16 protein-coding genes are annotated in these 17,794 nt (G+C 45.5%); 6 read left to right on the forward strand and 10 right to left on the reverse strand.

The window, feature by feature from the left end:
- Positions 1-648: 648 nt before the first annotated feature.
- The 4 genes from tnpA to LZG72_RS17415 all read right to left on the reverse strand — a co-directional run bounded on the left by tnpA (position 649) and on the right by LZG72_RS17415 (position 4,559).
- Positions 649-1,110 (reverse strand): IS200/IS605 family transposase, encoded by a 462-nt coding sequence (gene tnpA, locus LZG72_RS17400; RefSeq protein WP_233875389.1) that lies wholly within the window; start codon positions 1,108-1,110, stop codon positions 649-651.
- 404 nt (positions 1,111-1,514) lie between these two features.
- On the reverse strand, positions 1,515-2,891 hold the full coding sequence (locus LZG72_RS17405; RefSeq protein WP_233875391.1) for a glutamine synthetase family protein: 1,377 nt from the start codon (positions 2,889-2,891) through the stop codon (positions 1,515-1,517).
- Between the two features lie 28 nt (positions 2,892-2,919).
- Complete coding sequence (locus LZG72_RS17410) at positions 2,920-3,543, reverse strand: DUF4230 domain-containing protein (protein ID WP_233875393.1); 624 nt, start codon at positions 3,541-3,543, stop codon at positions 2,920-2,922.
- Positions 3,544-3,557: 14 nt separating this feature from the next.
- Entirely contained in the window at positions 3,558-4,559 is a 1,002-nt protein-coding gene (locus LZG72_RS17415) for a bile acid:sodium symporter family protein (protein WP_233875395.1), read from the reverse strand.
- A gap of 93 nt (positions 4,560-4,652) precedes the next feature.
- Between LZG72_RS17415 and LZG72_RS17420 the strand changes: the two genes are divergently transcribed.
- Positions 4,653-5,492 (forward strand): family 16 glycosylhydrolase, encoded by an 840-nt coding sequence (locus LZG72_RS17420; RefSeq protein ID WP_233875397.1) that lies wholly within the window; start codon positions 4,653-4,655, stop codon positions 5,490-5,492.
- Positions 5,493-5,495: 3 nt separating this feature from the next.
- Here the strand turns inward: LZG72_RS17420 and LZG72_RS17425 are convergent, their stop codons facing one another.
- The gene (locus LZG72_RS17425) at positions 5,496-6,662 is read right to left on the reverse strand and encodes a PepSY domain-containing protein (protein ID WP_233875399.1); all 1,167 of its coding nucleotides are present in this window, start codon (positions 6,660-6,662) and stop codon (positions 5,496-5,498) included.
- A gap of 126 nt (positions 6,663-6,788) precedes the next feature.
- On the reverse strand, positions 6,789-7,421 hold the full coding sequence (gene can / locus LZG72_RS17430) for a carbonate dehydratase (RefSeq protein ID WP_233875401.1): 633 nt from the start codon (positions 7,419-7,421) through the stop codon (positions 6,789-6,791).
- A gap of 176 nt (positions 7,422-7,597) precedes the next feature.
- Between can and ileS the strand changes: the two genes are divergently transcribed.
- From ileS to LZG72_RS17450, 4 genes are all read left to right on the forward strand, one after another.
- Positions 7,598-11,047 (forward strand): isoleucine--tRNA ligase, encoded by a 3,450-nt coding sequence (ileS, locus tag LZG72_RS17435; protein WP_233875403.1) that lies wholly within the window; start codon positions 7,598-7,600, stop codon positions 11,045-11,047.
- 59 nt (positions 11,048-11,106) lie between these two features.
- A complete protein-coding gene (locus LZG72_RS17440) occupies positions 11,107-11,886 on the forward strand; it encodes a 3-hydroxyacyl-CoA dehydrogenase (RefSeq protein ID WP_233875405.1) in 780 nt (259 codons plus the stop codon).
- 568 nt (positions 11,887-12,454) lie between these two features.
- On the forward strand, positions 12,455-12,619 hold the full coding sequence (locus tag LZG72_RS17445) for a hypothetical protein (RefSeq protein ID WP_233875407.1): 165 nt from the start codon (positions 12,455-12,457) through the stop codon (positions 12,617-12,619).
- 41 nt (positions 12,620-12,660) lie between these two features.
- Positions 12,661-13,206: a 5' nucleotidase, NT5C type gene (locus tag LZG72_RS17450; protein WP_233875410.1), complete on the forward strand. Its 546-nt coding sequence runs from the start codon at positions 12,661-12,663 to the stop codon at positions 13,204-13,206.
- Here the strand turns inward: LZG72_RS17450 and LZG72_RS17455 are convergent.
- The 4 genes from LZG72_RS17455 to LZG72_RS17470 all read right to left on the reverse strand — a co-directional run bounded on the left by LZG72_RS17455 (position 13,199) and on the right by LZG72_RS17470 (position 16,794).
- A complete protein-coding gene (locus LZG72_RS17455) occupies positions 13,199-13,528 on the reverse strand; it encodes a type II toxin-antitoxin system PemK/MazF family toxin (RefSeq protein WP_233875413.1) in 330 nt (109 codons plus the stop codon). The genes LZG72_RS17450 and LZG72_RS17455 overlap by 8 nt on opposite strands.
- Positions 13,513-13,731: a hypothetical protein gene (locus LZG72_RS17460; RefSeq protein WP_233875415.1), complete on the reverse strand. Its 219-nt coding sequence runs from the start codon at positions 13,729-13,731 to the stop codon at positions 13,513-13,515. The genes LZG72_RS17455 and LZG72_RS17460 overlap by 16 nt, the downstream gene beginning before the upstream one ends.
- Before the next feature lie 50 nt (positions 13,732-13,781).
- Positions 13,782-15,800 carry an excinuclease ABC subunit UvrB gene (gene uvrB, locus LZG72_RS17465; protein ID WP_233875418.1) on the reverse strand — a complete coding sequence of 673 codons (2,019 nt, stop codon included), beginning with the start codon at positions 15,798-15,800 and terminating at the stop codon, positions 13,782-13,784.
- A gap of 139 nt (positions 15,801-15,939) precedes the next feature.
- Complete coding sequence (locus LZG72_RS17470) at positions 15,940-16,794, reverse strand: cupin-like domain-containing protein (protein WP_233875420.1); 855 nt, start codon at positions 16,792-16,794, stop codon at positions 15,940-15,942.
- A 142-nt stretch (positions 16,795-16,936) separates the two neighbouring features.
- On the opposite strand from LZG72_RS17470, the gene LZG72_RS17475 reads away from it, so the two are divergent.
- Positions 16,937-17,746, forward strand: coding sequence for a helix-turn-helix domain-containing protein (locus LZG72_RS17475; protein ID WP_233875422.1), 810 nt, complete (start codon positions 16,937-16,939; stop codon positions 17,744-17,746).
- Positions 17,747-17,794: the final 48 nt, after the last annotated feature.

The raw sequence follows: 17,794 nt of genomic DNA on the forward strand, positions 1-17,794 counted from the left end.
CCTAGCTCTGCTCCGGAGGAGCACCCTGTTTCTAGAATCTAGATTTCCCAAGGAAAACCAGGCTCCTGCGGAGCCTCCTAACACGAGCAAACGTCGTAACCAATCTTGATCGATTGCTAGAAACAGGAGCCGCTCTGCGGCTGGTTCCCTAATTACCTAATTTCCCACCCACCCTAGCTCTGCTCCGGAGGAGCACCCTGTTTCTTGAATCTAGATTTTACAAGGAAAACCAGGCTCCTGCGGAGCCTCCTAACACGAGCAAACGTCATAACCAATCTTGATCGTTGCTAGATACAGGGAGCCGCTCTGCGGCTGGGTTCCTAATTAACTAATTTCCCCACCCTAGCTCTGCCCCGGAGGAGCACCCTGTTTCTAGAAACTAGATTTTACAAGGAAAACCAGGCTCCTGCGGGGCCTCCTAACACGAGCAAACGTCGTAACCAATCTTGATCGATTGCTAGAAACAGGGAGCCGCTCTGCGGCCGGGTTCCGCCCTACAATATTGCCGGACCGAACGTTTCATCCATGCCTTTTTCCGAATCTGCGACTGCATTAGAAATGGACGTTCGATACTATTTTTTGCTCCGGAGGGGCATCCTGTTTCTAGAAACCACATCCCCCTGTAAAACCAGGCTCCTGCGGAGCCTCCTAACTTCCGTCAAAAAACTCAAATAAATATCTATCTTCAAATGGAATCTCGAACTTCTCTAAAAAATCGCAATACTCTTCCTGAAACGTACACTTCTTATGATGCTGATTCTTTATATACTTGACTACTGCATTAATATGAGACTGTGAATAAGAAAACACGCCATACCCCTCCTGCCAACTGAATTTATGATGTGACCACTTCCTTTCATTTATAAATTCGTTGCTTTCATTTTTGATTTCTTTGACAAAATCGGATATGGACAATGCGGGTTTAAATCCTACAAAAATGTGCGCGTGGTCAGGCATACAATGAACAGCCAGCAATTTTGAATTTCTGTGATGCACCAAGCCGGTTATGTATTTGTGCAATTCTTCTTTATGAATCTTTGGTATTAAACTTTGTCGATATTTTACGCTGAAAACGAACTGCAAATAGATTTGGGAGTATGTGTTCGCCATTTGTATTTCAATTTAGTGTGTTGTTTTGAATTGATAACAGGTTGCCCCGCCGGGGGCCTTGATTTCTTTTAGGAGGTATTTTGCTAGAAACAGGGAGCCGCTCTGCGGCCGGGTTCCTTCCTAATATCATCCTCTTTATGTTCAACATTGAATTTCGGTTAGATGGATTAATGCCTGGTTGCTTTTTCAGATAGCCACCCATGTTTCATAATCCTCACTAATAACCAGGCTCCTGATCAAACATCATAATCAAATCTCGACTTTCTGTGATGAATTCACTTTATTCGATGCGTTGCTCCGGAGGAGCACCCTGTTTCTAGAAAAATTCATTTCCCCATTGATAACCGGGCTCCTGCGGAGCACCTGACACAACCCGAATGCCTTTCAAAACACAAACCCTAAAATCAAATCTGCTCGAAATAACGCTTTCTCTCCCAATCGGTTACCGACGTATCATACGCCCGTTGCTCCGTCCTAAAAAAATGCGTGTAATGCGCTACGACATCTTCTCCAAATGCGCTTTTTGCAAATGCACTGTTCTCGAACATCGTCGTTGCTTCCGCTAATGTATATGGGACTCTCGGTAAATGCGCCGCTGCGTAAATGTCGCCGACAAAGATTTCGGGCGGCTCGATTTTGTTTTTGATTCCATCTAAGCCTGATGCCAGTGACGCCGCAAATGCGAGGTACGGGTTACAATCTGCTCCGGGAATCCTGCATTCAATGCGTAAACTCGAACCGCTTCCAACTACCCGAAAGCCGGCTGTCCGATTGTCGTAACTCCATGCCAGCCGCGTGGGCGCCCAGGAACCATCCACAAAACGTTTGTACGAATTGACTGTCGGGGCGTAAAATGGCATTACATCCGGAACGTGCTTGATCCAGCCGCCCAAAAACCAGCGAAACAGGTCTGAACCTTGAACCGGCCCCAATTCCTGATCCCCGGCAAATGCATTCTTACCATCTTTCCACAAACTCATATGAATGTGGCTGCTCGAACCCGCCTGGTCGGATGCAAACTTGGCCATGAATGTCACCGAAATACCCATGGCATCGGCAACTTCTTTCATGCATTGTTTATAAACCACATGGTTGTCCGCCATTGGCAATACTTCGGCATATTTTACATTCAATTCATGCTGGCCCAATCCCCACTCTCCTTTGGAAGTTTCAATTGGAATGCCGGAGTTTTTTAAATGTCTGCGGACGGCCGAAGTATACTTTTCGTTCCGCGTTCCCTGCATAATGTGGTAATCTTCCAGGTAGTATCCTGCGGGCGAAAGGTTTTGATAATTTTGCTGAAAAGCCTGTTTGTAACTATTTTCTAAAAGGTAATATTCAAGTTCGGAAGCTGCGAAACATTGCATTTCATCCGTTTTCAAAATTTCTAATTGTTTCTGTAAAATGGATCGGGGGGCGATGGACTCCAGCCCGTGCGATTTATCATTATGTACATCACAGATCACTAATGCTGTTTTTTCGAGCCAATCCGCAATACGTAACGTGCTCAGGTCCGGGACAAGATGAAAGTCGCCATAGCCCAGCTCCCAATTCGCATATTTATAACCTGGCACCGGGTCCATGGCCATATCGGTTGTCAGCAAATAGTTGCAGCCGTGTGTACCGGAGCTCAAAACCGAATCCAGAAAGTAATCTGCGTCAACCCGTTTTCCCATCAACCTTCCGTAGTGGTCCGTAAAAGCCACAACCACGGTTTCGATTAGACCCTCTCCAACTTTTGCGGTAAGTTCATCCTGCGTCAGAAATCCTTTGATACTCATCTGAAAGCGTTTATGTAGAGAAATAGGGTTAGCGCAGCTTGTCGATCTTTACATTCATCGGGAATTTCAAAACTACTTTTTTGCCGGAAGCTTTTTCCAGGACAGGTACCAGCACCTTTCGCGCATTCTCTTTGGTTTGGTCTAAAATACCCATATCCAATGCAGATTGTCTGATTTGCTTTTCGGCTTGTTTATAAGCTTCCTGAACCAGCTTTCCTTCCTCGCTGAATGCGTATTCGGTATTATAAACCTTTGATTTACTGTGATCTATTTTAAAAACACATAATTCGGGCTCAGGCATGTCGACAACCAGCGTCTCGTCTTCGGAGGAAATGTCGGCGATATCGATCAGCGTTAAATCGACACATCCGATCGCTTCTCCCTGCACGATCAGGATCGCTTTTGCATTGGGAAGCCACATTTTGACAATTTCCTGCTCCACCACATCTTTAAAGTTGTATTTAACAACTTCCAGCTTCCCCATTGCGGTTATTTCTTCCAGCACGATGGTATGCAGGGTTTCTGTTTGATCTTTTCCGCTAACCCAATCGGGCAGCCAGTTCCCGGACCGAAAATTTCCCCACAGAGCCTGCAACCCGGACAATAAGAGGATCAACACCAGCAACCGCACTAACCATGATACTATTCGCATAACATTCTTTCAAATTAAACAGGTACTTTTTCATCCGACCCGCGGGACAATCGCTGTGCAATAATACTGGCAACGATCAATTGTAAAGCATGATAGATCATGATCGGTAAAAGCATAATACCTGCCTGAGGGCCGGAGAAAAGGACTTTTGACATGACCGCACCTTGCACCAATGACTTTTTTGACCCACAATATACTGCGGTAATCTGATCCTCGCGGCTGAACTTCAGTATGTTGCAAATGAATGTCAGTAAAAAGTAAATCGCGAAGAACAATCCCAGCATTCCTATTCCTAAAAGTACAATTTCTTTCAATCCGAGCGAACTAAATAAATGCTCTCCAAACGATTCGCAAAACGAGGTATAAACGATCAGAAGGATCGACGATTGATCGAAATAGCGGATGTATTTTTTATGGCTTTCGGCGAAATGGCCCCAGCGTTTGTTCAGCATAATTCCCGCAAATACTGGTAATAGTACTTGTAACGACAGTTTTCCGACTACCGCCAACAGATCGAAATGTTCCGGGCCGGCATCCATTACGACGCCCATCCACAACGGCGTGACAAATACACCGATCAAACTGGATATACTGGCGTTGAAGATCGCTGCGGGAATGTTGCCCCGTGCAATGGATACCATCACAACCGACGACGAAACCGTGGAAGGCAGCGCGGTGAGAAAGAAGATCGCCAGCCAAAGCGTCTGGTCTTCTTCGGTTTTGAACATAGGTTTAAATGCGAGCGCAATAAGCGGAAAAAGTAGGAATGTCGACAAATGCACCATCACATGTAGTTTCCAGTTTACTAACCCCGTGCGCAACTTTTCAGGACTTAGGCGAAGTCCGTAAAAGAAAAAAATAATCGAAACTGCGACGGTGGATATTTCGGAAAGGTGAAATGGGCTGGTATCCATTCCCGGATACGGCCAGAGCCAGGCGAGCAGGATCATACTCAGCAACGCCAGCATAAATCCATCTAATCCGGCTTTTCGGGCTGTTTCAAAAATTTTATTCATGATTCTGGCTTTTAGCTGATGGCATTTAGCGATCCGCATTTAAGTGTGTATCACAAAAAACGGTATTTTGCCTGTAAATCTGGTCAAGACTTAATGAAAAGCAAAATGCCGTTGAATTTCAAAACATTAATACTTTCTGTTTTATTAATGACATGTGTTTCGCCATTGTACGCCCAGTGGAAATTGGTTTGGTCGGATGAATTCGATACCGACGGCCCGCCTAATCCCGCAAACTGGACTTTCGAGAAAGGATTTACAAGAAATCATGAAGCACAATGGTTTCAGGAGCAAAATGCCTTTTGTAAAAACGGTTACCTGATTATTGAGGCAAGAAAAGAGAAAGTGACAAACCCGAAATACGTCGCAGACAGCAAAAACTGGAAGGAAAACAGGGAGTATGCCGAGTATACATCGGCGAGCCTGATCACGCGGGGAAAGCAAAGCTGGCAATACGGACGGTGGGAAATGAAAGCCAGGATCGACACGCAGGCAGGCTTGTGGCCCGCATTTTGGACGCTGGGTACCGAAGGAGAATGGCCGGACAATGGCGAGATCGATATCATGGAATTTTACCGGGGTACTCTTTTGGCGAACATCGCCTGGGGATCGACTGAGCAATATAAACCGGTTTGGAATTCAGTAAAAACACCTCTCAGCCAATTCAAAGATCCGGAATGGTCGAAGAAATTTCATATCTGGAGAATGGATTGGGACGAAAACGCAATCGAGCTTTTTGTAGATGACGTTTTGCTGGCTTCCCAAAAAGTTGACAAAGAAATGAACCTTAAAAACAAGGCAGTAGCGCCGTTCAACCAACCGCATTATATGCTTCTTACACTCGCCGTTGGAGGGGAGAATGGCGGAGATCCATCAAAATCGGACTTCCCGGCACGTTTTGAAATTGATTACGTAAAAGTTTTCCAGGCCGAATAAACCTCATCGGGCAATCAGGTCCGGTTTCAGGTTTTTAAGACTGCCTCTCGCTTTTTTGGGAGTCTTTTTTCTCCGTCCCCACCAGATCATGAATCCGGTAATCGGTAGGCTGGCGCAAATCAGGCTGGCGCAAAACATCAGGATCTTTCCGGGCAAACCCCAGATAGCTCCCGTGTGAATATCGTAATTCATCCGGCGAAGCGTTTGAGCGAGATTAGCTTCACTATACTTCCCCGAGTACGGCCCGGTCGCATGGATCGGCTTCAAGGTATGTTGATCGAAATAGGTATAATCGACTTTATAATAGGTCCCAGCACGGAAATTGACATAGGAAAAAATGGACTCAGACCTCAGGTGCGGAATGGAAATATTCAAGCTGGAGTAGGTTGGATATTCTTTTTGCAATGAAAGCCACGCACGGTCCACTGCCTGTATGGGTTGTGACACGACGGAAACGGCGATCGTATCCGAAGTCGGATTGTAATATACATCAGATCCTTCTCCGCCGGTTGCGGTATAAACCGCCTGTGAAAACCATTGAAAGCCCCAAACCAAACCGGTAAGTGCCAAAACGATCCCGACCGACATGGCATAAAAGCCAAGAACATTATGCAGATCATAGTTTTTCCGGCGCCAGGCAGCATTCCATTTAATGGAAAATCGTTGTTTGGCGGCTGATTTATTTTTTGGCCACCACAACACCAGTCCACTGATCATCATAACGAAAAAGATCAGCGTCGCCGAGGCTACAACCGTTTGGCCGATCGTTTCCGGAAGCCAGAGGTAGTAATGTCCGTGCAGGATGAAATGGAAGAAATCGCCGTCCTCGTTCCAAACTTTGGAAACTTTGCCGGTAAACGGATTTAAATAAACGACGTAATAGTATTCCGGATCGAGGTTATAAAAACCAACCTGGGCATTTCTGCCGGGAGCATCGTAAAGTACCCCGTTTGCCTTTTTACCCGGCAATTCCTTTTCTGCAATGGCGGCCAGCGTCGACGGGGGCAATAATTTGCCGTCTATCGCGCCGTCGTAAAACATGTAAGGCTGGATAACATTTTTGATCTCCTGCTCAAAAGCCAGGATGCAGCCCGTAATGGAGATTACAACCACCATAATCCCCGAGACCAGGCCCAGGCAAAGATGAACTTTTCCGATCAGCTTTTTCATCCGCTACAACACACTTTTTATTTAGACTTATTCAAAACACGAATGTAAGAAGAAGCACCTTAGTAACCAGACAAGAATCAGAAAAAATTCTGGTTTTACATTTTTGGGAAAGCAGTATCGGCCAGATTAATCGAAATCATACTTATAAATACCTTTCACCTGCGTGCCGGGTGGCATGTGTACGAGGGTTTTGAGAATGCCGTCATGCAAGCCGAAAACCCAGCCATGCAAAGTGATTTCTTCCCCTCTATGCCAGGCTTTCTGAATAATCGTCGTTTCCGAAAGATGGTTAACCTGCTCAACCACATTAAGTTCAACTAAACGGTCGAATCGTGCTTTCTCCTCCTGAATCGCCTCAAGTTCTGCCGAATGCTTGTCATAAACATCCTTGATATTTCTCAGCCATTTATTGATAAGCCCCAGATCTTTATGCGTCATGGAAGCTTTAACCCCACCGCATTGGTAATGCCCTACCACCAGGATATGCTTCACTTTCAACACTTCCACGGCGTACTGCAATACACTCAGCATATTCATATCGGTGTGAACGACGAGATTGGCAACGTTCCGATGAACGAACATTTCACCCGGACGCGAGCCCGTCAGATCCTCCGCGGGCACGCGGCTATCGGAACACCCGATCCACAAAAAATCCGGTTTCTGATCTTGTGCGAGGTTGGTAAAGTAATTTTCATCCAGATCGAGCTGCTCCTGGGCCCAGGCTTTGTTAGCAAGCAAAAGTCTTTTATATAACTCCATTTGTTTTTTGTGTTGAAAGATATGGGTGACAATGCATGCCATAAATGTCCGCAACTTCAACCCTCTCTCCAAGAAAAAAATCTGTAATTTTGCACCTTTAAAAATTCGGAATGGTTTAAAATTTAGTGCCACTTATATTACAGCTAACAGCCAGCCGCTAATAGCTAACCGCTATCATGAAATACAACGAATATAAAAACCTGAGTTACCCGAAAATCGGGGATGAAGTGCTGCAATTCTGGAAAGACCATAAGATTTTTGAAGCTTCTGTCGATACCCGCGAAGGCGCACAGTCATTTACTTTTTTTGAAGGACCGCCGTCAGCGAACGGGACGCCTGGTATTCACCACGTTATGGCGCGCTCTATAAAAGATATTTTCTGCCGTTACAAAACGCTTCAAGGATTTCAGGTCAAACGCAAAGGTGGCTGGGATACGCATGGATTGCCCGTTGAATTGCAGGTTGAAAAAGAACTTGGCATTACAAAAGACGATATAGGAAAAAGCATTTCGGTAGAAGAATACAATGAAAAATGTCGCCAGACGGTTATGAAGTTCACTGACCAATGGAATGACCTTACCGAAAAAATGGGCTACTGGGTTGACCTTGAAGATCCATATATCACTTACAAAAGCGATTACATCGAAAGCCTTTGGAATCTTCTTAAAAAGCTGTACGACAAAGGTTTATTATATAAAGGTTATACCATTCAACCTTATTCTCCGGCCGCAGGTACCGGACTTTCTTCGCATGAGCTGAACATGCCTGGAACGTATAAGGATGTGAAGGATACGACGATTGTGGCGATGTTCAAGGTGAAATCGCCTGAGGCTTACCAGGTCTTTGGAGACTTGGCAAGTCTTTTGGATATCCGTATCCTGGCCTGGACGACTACTCCCTGGACATTACCTGCAAACTCAGCTTTGACGGTTGGGGCGAACATTACTTATGTGTTGGTAAAAACTTTCAATCCTTACACCTATGAGCCGGTGGCCGTAGTTCTGGCGAAAGATCTGATCGGTAAGTATTTTTCTGAAAAGTACCAGGACGATGATTTTGATGGCTTTGCTGCCAGCGACAAAAAGCATCTGCCCTGGTCTGTTTTGGCGGAATTTAAAGGAAAAGATCTGGAAGGTGTTGAATATGAGCAGTTACTGCCTTATGTCCAGCCGACCGTCGGGCCGTCGGGCAAACCAGCATTCCGTGTGATTCTCGGCGATTTTGTGACCACCGAAGATGGTACCGGCGTTGTACACACCTCCCCTACTTTCGGAGCGGATGACTTTCGGGTTGCCCAGGCAAACGGAATTCCGTCCATTATGGTGAAAGATGAAAATGGGAAGGAAGTGCCGATTGTAGATCGTCGTGGAAGATTCGTAAAGGAAATTACCGACTACGCAGGTCGTTTCGTAAAGCCTGAGTACTATTCGGAAGAAGAACAAAATGATCCGGAATTCCGGCCGACCGACGTTTTGATCGCAATCCGGTTGAAGGAAGAGGGAAAAGCATTTAAAGTTGAAAAATACGAGCACCCGTACCCGCATTGCTGGCGTACCGACAAACCGGTCCTTTATTACCCGCTCGATAGCTGGTTTATCAAAACCACTGCATTAAAAGACCGTCTGGTTGAATTGAACAAGACAATCAACTGGAAACCGGAAAGTACCGGTACCGGCAGGTTTGGAAACTGGCTTGAAAATCTGGTAGACTGGAATTTGTCCCGGTCGCGTTACTGGGGAACTCCGCTGCCGATCTGGCGCAATGATCATGGGGACGAAGTATGTATCGGTTCCATCGAAGAACTGAAAGATATGCTGGAAGAAGCGATCATTTCTGAGCATTTGACCAAAGAACAGGCCTGGCATAACTCTGAATATTTGCTAAAACTGGAACGCGGAGAGGCCGACCTTCATCGTCCCTATGTGGATAATGTAGTTCTGGTATCAAAACACGGCCACGTCATGCATCGCGAACCGGATCTGATCGACGTTTGGTTCGATTCGGGGGCCATGCCGTATGCGCAGTGGCATTATCCATTTGAAAATCAAGAGATTTTTAACCAAAGCTACCCGGCCGATTTCATATCCGAAGGTGTGGATCAAACCCGCGGCTGGTTCTTTACATTACATGCAATCGCCGGAATGCTTTTCGATTCCGTTGCATTCAAAAATGTGGTTTCGACTGGCTTGGTTTTGGACAAAAATGGAAACAAAATGTCCAAACGTCTGGGCAATGCGGTGGATCCATTTACAACGCTGACGCAATACGGTCCCGACGCCACTCGCTGGTATATGATCACCAATGCAGAACCCTGGGACAACCTGAAATTCAACATCGAAGGAATCGGAGAAGTACAGCGCAAGTTTTTCGGAACACTTGTCAATACGTACAATTTCTTCGCATTATATGCCAATCTGGATGGGTATGAGTTCCATGAAGCCAGCTCGATATCCATTGAGAAACGAACCGAACTGGATCGCTGGATTTTGTCCAAACTGAATACGCTGATCAAAGAAGTAGGCGAGCAATTTGATGATTATAACCCAACAAAGGCTGGCCGATTGGTTCAGGATTTTGTGACGGATCAACTGTCAAACTGGTACATCCGCCTCAATCGTCGCCGTTTCTGGAGTCCATCACAGGAAGCCGGGACCGGACTTACAGATGATAAAAAAGCGGCTTATGAAACGTTGCAGCATTGCCTGGTAACCGTTTCGCAACTCATGTCGCCCATAGCCCCATTTTTCGCAGAATGGTTATATAAAAACCTGACGGATGGTGACAGAGAAGCTTCGATTGCCAACAATACAGAACACAAATTCGATTCGGTACACCTTACTTACTGGCCAAAAGTGGAAGCCGATGTAATAGATGCTGACTTGGAAAAATCCATGGAACTGGCGCAAACGATCAGTTCGCTGGTGCATTCGATCCGGAAAGGTCACAAAATAAAAGTGCGTCAACCATTATCGAAAATATTGATCCCGGTATTGAGTGATGAAACAAAACGCCAGATCGAGCAGGTAACCTCCATTATTTTGAATGAGGTAAATGTTAAAACGGTCGAGTTTGTCCATGATGACAGCGGCATTCTTAAAAAGAAGATCAAGCCGAATTTCAAAACCTTGGGTCCAAAATTCGGGCCGAAAATGAAGGAAGTAGCCGCCGCCATTTCCGCGATGACCGAAGCTGAAATCAAGGATATCGAGCGAAATGGCACAATCAGTCTGAATGCAGCTACCTCTCCGATTGACATCGCGATCAGTGATGTTGAAATTATCGCGGAAGATGTTCCGGGATGGCTCGTCGCCAGTGAAGGTGGACTGACTGTCGCATTGGATATTACTGTAACCGATGAATTGCGCCTGGAAGGTATTGCACGTGATTTTGTAAACCGTGTTCAAAACCTCCGCAAAGACAGTGGTTTTGATGTTACGGATAAGATCAAAATTACCCTGCAAAACAATGACGGTCTGCTAGCTAATGCGGTTACTGCAAACAAAGAATATATCTGCCAGGAAGTCCAGGCATTGGATCTGAGCCTTGTTACCGATTTGAATGGCGAAGCGAAGGAAATCGAAATGGATGAGTTTCTGCTGAAAGTGAAGATCGAGGTGGTTTCGTAATGCATCCAGACCAGTCCATCTATTTTGAAGGAAGTACACTATTAAAGAAATAGGCTTGTATGCAGTTAAAAAACGCAACAGCAATTATAACAGGCGGTGCTTCCGGATTAGGGGAAGCCACCGCCCGTTTGTTTTTGAAGCAGGGTGCAAATGTGGCAGTGCTCGATCTGAATGAAGTGCTGGGGCAAAAGCTTGAAAGTGAATTTCCGGGTCGTCTTAAGTTTGTAAAAACGGATGTTTCGGGTGAAACTGAAGTACAGAATGCGATCGATAAAATACTATCGCTTTTCGGCTCCTTTAAAATCGTCGTGAACTGCGCTGGAATTGCTCCGGCCCGGAAAATCGTCGGAAAAACCGATGGCATTTACGGCCCGCACGCGCTTGATGTTTTTGAAAAAACGATAAAAATCAACCTGACTGGGACATTCAATGTCATGCGCCTGGCCGCCTTTGCAATGGAGAAAAACCAGCCAAATGACGAAGGTGAGCGAGGCGTGATCATCAATACAGCCTCCATATCCGCCTATGATGGGCAAATGGGTCAGGTTGCTTATGCTGCCAGCAAGGGTGGTATTGTCAGCATGACTTTACCTGTCGCGCGCGATCTCGCTAAGTCAGGTATCCGGGTTATGGCAATCGCCCCGGGTTTATTTGAAACCCCATTGATGCTCGGCTTACCCGAAGACGCGCGGATTTCGCTCGGACAGCAAATACCATTTCCTTCCCGCCTCGGACGACCTTCTGAATATGCCCTGCTTGCCAAATCCATTGTCGAAAATCCGATGTTGAATGGCGAGGTCATCCGTCTTGATGGTGCGATCAGGATGGCGCCCAGATAGTTATCCGCTTTTTTAAGAAATAATGCTATCTTGGAGCACGATGAAACTATTCCAGAAAAGATCAGAACGAAAGTCAGTAATCCATTGCCTGCTGCTGGCAATACTTTCTGCTGGTATATTTCTTCTTCATGAAACCGGTCCGGGTATTTCGTCAACGCCTCGGGAAGCCACTTCCGTTGCAATGGGTTTTCGGAGCTACCAGCGGAATATTCCTGGCATATTTCACCTTACTTATTCTGCCAGAAATCAAGAGCGTAATAAATGCTCGGTATTTTTAATATTACAAGCGTTAAGTTCACAAGCCGACCACCGGGTTCCTGTAACTATCGGCAGATTGGAAACAGAACTACCCGTTTTACATATCAATCCAACGCAACATTTTCGGAGCAGATCCCTCGCATCCGAAGATTCTTTCATTTCATTTTCCTGAATAATATCCGGCTTAGCTGGCTTGATTGACACCGCCAAACAGAATCGCGGTAGAATCAGTGTCGACTTACAGCTCCATTAAGGCTGATCCTGCCTCAGGAACTCGCCATGTTCTGTTATTCAAAAATCTGCATTGGAAATGAAAATCTATATTGTTAATCTGTTAAAAAATACCCGAAAATGGCTCAGACGTCTTGTAATTTCCTACATGCTCGGCTTTGCCAGCGCGATTGACCAGGACACAAAGTCCATTGACGATACCTTTTTTAAGATCGAACAAACGATTCCTGACAAAAAGGGATGATATATTTGTTGCATTAAGTTATAAATGAAATTAAAATGGGAATGAAGAGAAAATCGATCGCGATCGATATGGATAATGTGATCGCTGACATTGAAACCAACTGGATTGACAAATACAATAACGAATTTGGGACAAAAATCACAAAATCAGATTTACAAGGAATACCTGAGCATGAGGCATTTCCAGATCCTGCGGCAGCATGGAACCTGATTTACAGACCTGGCTTTTTCCGTCATGCGCCGGTGATCCAGGGAGCACAGGAAGCGTTATCGAAACTTCAGGAACATTTCGATATTTTCATCGTCTCAGCCGCGATGGAATTCCCAAATTCACTATTGGAAAAGCATGACTGGCTTCACGAACATTTCCCATTCATTTCGTGGAAGAATATCGTTTTTTGCGGTGACAAGAGTGTTATTGCTACTGATTATCTCATCGACGACCACTTGAAGAATCTCGATTTCTGCAAAGGGATGCCGATTCTTTTCACCGCAGGGCATAATGTGAATGTGACAAGGCACAAAAGAGTGAACAGCTGGGTTGAGGTGCTTGAATTGATGGAAAAGGAATTGGAAAACTCTATTTGAGAATGTCAAAAATCTTTTGAGTTACACTGACCATTATGCCACCATTAACAACTCCCGCTTTCCGAACAATAATCCCTTTATGAGCAGTAAAGATTCTCGCCGGCCTGATAAAGCTATCAACGGGAAGTGAGCCGGTTGCAAAATCTTTGGAGCAAAGTGAGATTGCATGCCTGTCACGACCATTTTGAGAGGTAATTTGGCACAGCAATATATCATCTCCGTCCAGATCGGCCAATACGAGTGCGGGTCGCTTTTTTGAACCTGACAAATCTGAAAATGGGAAAGGTATTACTACAATCTCGCCTTTTATAAATTTTCCCACGCTTTGTCTTCTTCCGGGGTAGACCAATCCGTTGACAATACTTGCTGGCTAGCGAAGTGGGTAAGACTTACGTCGGACGACTGTGGGGCTGCGGCCGGCTCATTTACGGTATGCACGATTACCTCAACTTTTTTCCCAACAAAAGACTTTGGAAGATGAATCAAGACATCACGGTCATTAGGCACTAACATTGTTCTTATCATAGCATGTATATTAAACCTGGTTTAAAGATAGGATTTATTTTCAGAACAAATCAAACCGTCTCCTTCACCTTTTCCTTCAACTGCAGCAATTCATCACGCAGCCTTGCAGCTTCCAGAAAGTCGAGATCGCGGGCGGCGGCTTCCATTTTTCGCTGTGTTTCTGCGATGAGCTTGGTCAAGTCGTTTTTACCCATATACTGAACAACCGGATCGGCGGCAATGCGGACTTCGCTCGGCTCTACGTACACTTTCCGGACTTTCGAATCGGCCACGGAAGTCTGCTCCATTATTGCTTCCCTGGATTTCAGGATCGTTTTTGGGACAATGCCATGTTCGATATTGTATTCAATCTGCAAGGCCCGACGGCGGTTCGTTTCGTCGATTGCGAGTTGCATCGAACCTGTCATCACATCGGCATACATAATTACTTTTCCGCGATCGTTACGCGCCGCGCGACCGATGGTTTGGATCATCGAGCGTGTGTCTCTCAAAAACCCTTCTTTATCCGCGTCCATAATGGCTACGAGTGAAACCTCTGGCAAATCCAACCCTTCACGAAGCAAATTCACTCCTACCAGTACATCGAAAACCCCAAGTCGCAATTCACGCAAAATTTCCACACGATCAAGTGTTTTGACTTCTGAGTGAATGTACCGGCATTTGATACCGACACGATCCAGATATTTACTTAATTCCTCGGCCATCCGTTTGGTTAGCGTGGTAATGAGCACCCGATCGCCCATTTTGATCCGTTTTGTAATTTCCTCCAAAAGATCATCAATCTGGTTCAAACTTGGCCTGACCTCGATTTCCGGATCCAGAAGACCCGTGGGGCGGATGATTTGTTCCACAACTACCCCCTCGGATTTGCGCAATTCATAGTCAGCCGGGGTTGCACTCACGAAAATCGTTTGCGGCGTCATATCTTCAAATTCCTGAAAAGTAAGCGGACGATTATCCATGGCGGAAGGAAGACGAAATCCGTACTCAACCAGCTGTTCCTTTCTGGAACGGTCACCGCCCCACATGGCGCGGATCTGCGGCATGGTCACGTGACTCTCGTCGACCACCATTAAAAAGTCACTTGGAAAATAGTCTAAAAGACAGAAAGGCCGCTGCCCGGTAAGTCGCCTGTCAAAGTAGCGGGAGTAATTTTCAATGCCCGAGCAATATCCCAGTTCGCGCATCATTTCCATATCAAATTCGGTACGTTCTTTGACACGCTCGGCTTCCGCCAATCTGCCTTCACTTGTAAAAAACTTGATCTGCATAGCCAGGTCGTCCTGGATTTCTTTGATGGATTGCATGAGCACATCCCGGCCTGTCACGAAAAGATTGGCAGGAAAAACAGCAATTGCACGTTCCGAAGAAATCTTTTTACCCGTTTCAGGTTCAATGCGCTGGATTTCTTCTATTTCGTCCCCGAAAAAAATAAAACGATATGCGAAATCAGCATAACCCGGAAATACATCGACAGTATCGCCTTTGACCCGGAATGTCCCGCGATTGAATTCAACTTCCGTGCGGCTGTAAAGAATTTCCACCAGTCGGAACAGGAACTGATTTCGGCTCACAATGTCACCTACCCTCGCGCTGACAATGCTTTTTTTGTACTCATTTGGGTTTCCCGCACCGTAAATGCAGGATACCGATGCCACCACGATCACATCCCGCCTGCCGCTCATTAATGACGACACAGTATGCAACCGCAGCTTTTCGATCTCCTGATTGATCGCCAGGTCTTTTTCTATGTATGTATTGGTGCTGGAAATGAAGGCTTCCGGCTGGTAGTAGTCGTAGTAGCTAATGAAATACTCAACCGCATTATTAGGGAAAAACTGTTTGAATTCACCGTATAACTGGGCAGCCAATGTTTTGTTATGACTGAGAACCAGTGTTGGTTTTTTGACCTGCGCAACCACGTTGGCGACTGTAAAAGTCTTTCCCGAACCGGTTACTCCAAGCAAGGTTTGGGCGGGTTCACCGGCTTCAATTCCCTGAATAAGTTGTTCAATTGCTTCGGGCTGATCGCCCGTAGGTGAATAAATGGAAGTGAGTTCGAAGTCCATGACAAAGTATAAGGCCCAAGGCTTGCCGTAACGGAGTTACATAATGGAGTTACCGAAACGGGGTTGCCCTAAAATAATTAACGCATTTTAAAGATAGATTAGTTCTTTAAAATGCGTTAATGCCGTTGGTTAAACTATTTTATGCTTGTCTTCTTAAAACCGTTTCTGCGTTTTCAGCGGCCTTTTTTTCTTTCCAATGCTGCCAACCGATACCGAGCAGCTTGGTCATGCTTTTATCCACAAACGTGTGACGCACCAGGTTCATTCCACCGCGTACGGCAGTAAAAATGGAGTTGTTGGCACGCAATGCAAGACTAAAACCACCATCGACGTAACGGATGTAATGCCACCACAACGAAGGTATAAAGATCGTTTCACCATGTAGTAATGTCGTTTCGTGGCCTACCGCTCCTTTCAACGCCGGGAAGCGTTCGTAATCCGGGTTGATGGGGTCCACTTTACTCATTACCGTAAACGGGTGATGATAGAGACGGCTACTTTCCTCGGGTGAAAACAGGATTATCTGTTTACGTGTCTGGAACTGGGTCAGGAAAACGTTGGAGCAATCCATGTCATAATGCAGGCTCGTAATGGATCCCTGGCCACCGAAGAAAACAAACTTATATGATTTCAAAAAGCCATCCATGATCGTCGGGAAACGGATGTCGTTCGCGAGCTCGGGTATTTTTTTGAAAATATCGAAAAGAAAGATCCGCAAGTCAGTCGGGCCCTTTTGAATGAGCGAAAGATACTCTCCGAACTTCATCGTCTTCGCAATCTGGAAATACTTGTCAGCGTCGTGAAGATGATTATCCACCAATGGCACATCCAGATTGCCATGATTTTCCCTAAGCCATTCAAACGTCCATTTTTCGACCGCAGGCCAATCTTTCGCCAGGTCAGTAAAAACGACAGGTTTACTTGGTTTTAGATAATTTTCTATAAATTCTTCACGGGTAAGACCGCTACGCTTTTCTATGGGCACTAATTTCATAATCAGAAACAGAGTAAAAAGGTAATCGAATGCCTTGTCAAATGTATTAAAGAGATTGCAAAAATGTAAATTTAAAAAAATATAATGATAAGTATTCTTTATTATATATAGGTTAAGTAGGATATAATAACCAGTACCCACAATGAAATATCTCACTTTCGCGCCACCACCCGCATTAGCGGGTTTCGTCAGGTACTACTGGGCCCTGGAACACCAGGTATCGGTCGAAAATCCGTATGTACACCGCACCATGGCAGACGGCTGCGCGGAGCTGATCTTTCATTATAAAGGAAGGTTTGAAGAATTTAAACCGGCTGGTTCCACGGAATTATCGTTTACCTCCGGGGTTCACGGACCGACAGACCACTTCAGACGATTCAGTATCAATCAGGATTTTGGGATCTTTGGCGTATATCTGTACCCATTTGCCATTCCGGTACTTTTTGGTATCCCATCAACCGAGGTCATCAATGAAATGCCGGACCTGATCACTTTTCTTGGAAAAGACGGGGATAAACTGGAAAATGAAATGATGCTGGCCCCGGATAATCTCGTCAGGGTTTCTATTTTGAATGCTTTTTTAGAAAAACGCCTGAGCAGCCAGCCAACGCGGGAACCGGCTGTTTTTTCAGTAATCAGTCAGATAATTAAAGGAAATGGGATTGCGAATGTCCCGGAGCTTGCCGCGCAAAGTTTTCTTTCCACACGACAGTTTGAGCGCAAGTTCAAAGCTTTTTCAGGTTTTAGTCCCAAACTTTTCACCCGGATCATCCGGTTTCATGCGGCCATGGATGCTTACGGCGATCCGGATCGCTCACTGACCGACATCGCATATGATTGCGGTTATTACGATCAATCCCATTTTATTCATGAGTTTAAAACATTCTCCGGCGAACATCCGAAAGTCTATTTTTCGGGCCGGGCGGAAGGTACCGGGTACCGCGATGCATAATGTCGCATTTTTCCAATTTTGACCTAAATCACACGAATACATTTGCTT

Source organism: Dyadobacter sp. CY323 (genome assembly GCF_021390245.1).
GTDB lineage: Bacteria > Bacteroidota > Bacteroidia > Cytophagales > Spirosomataceae > Dyadobacter.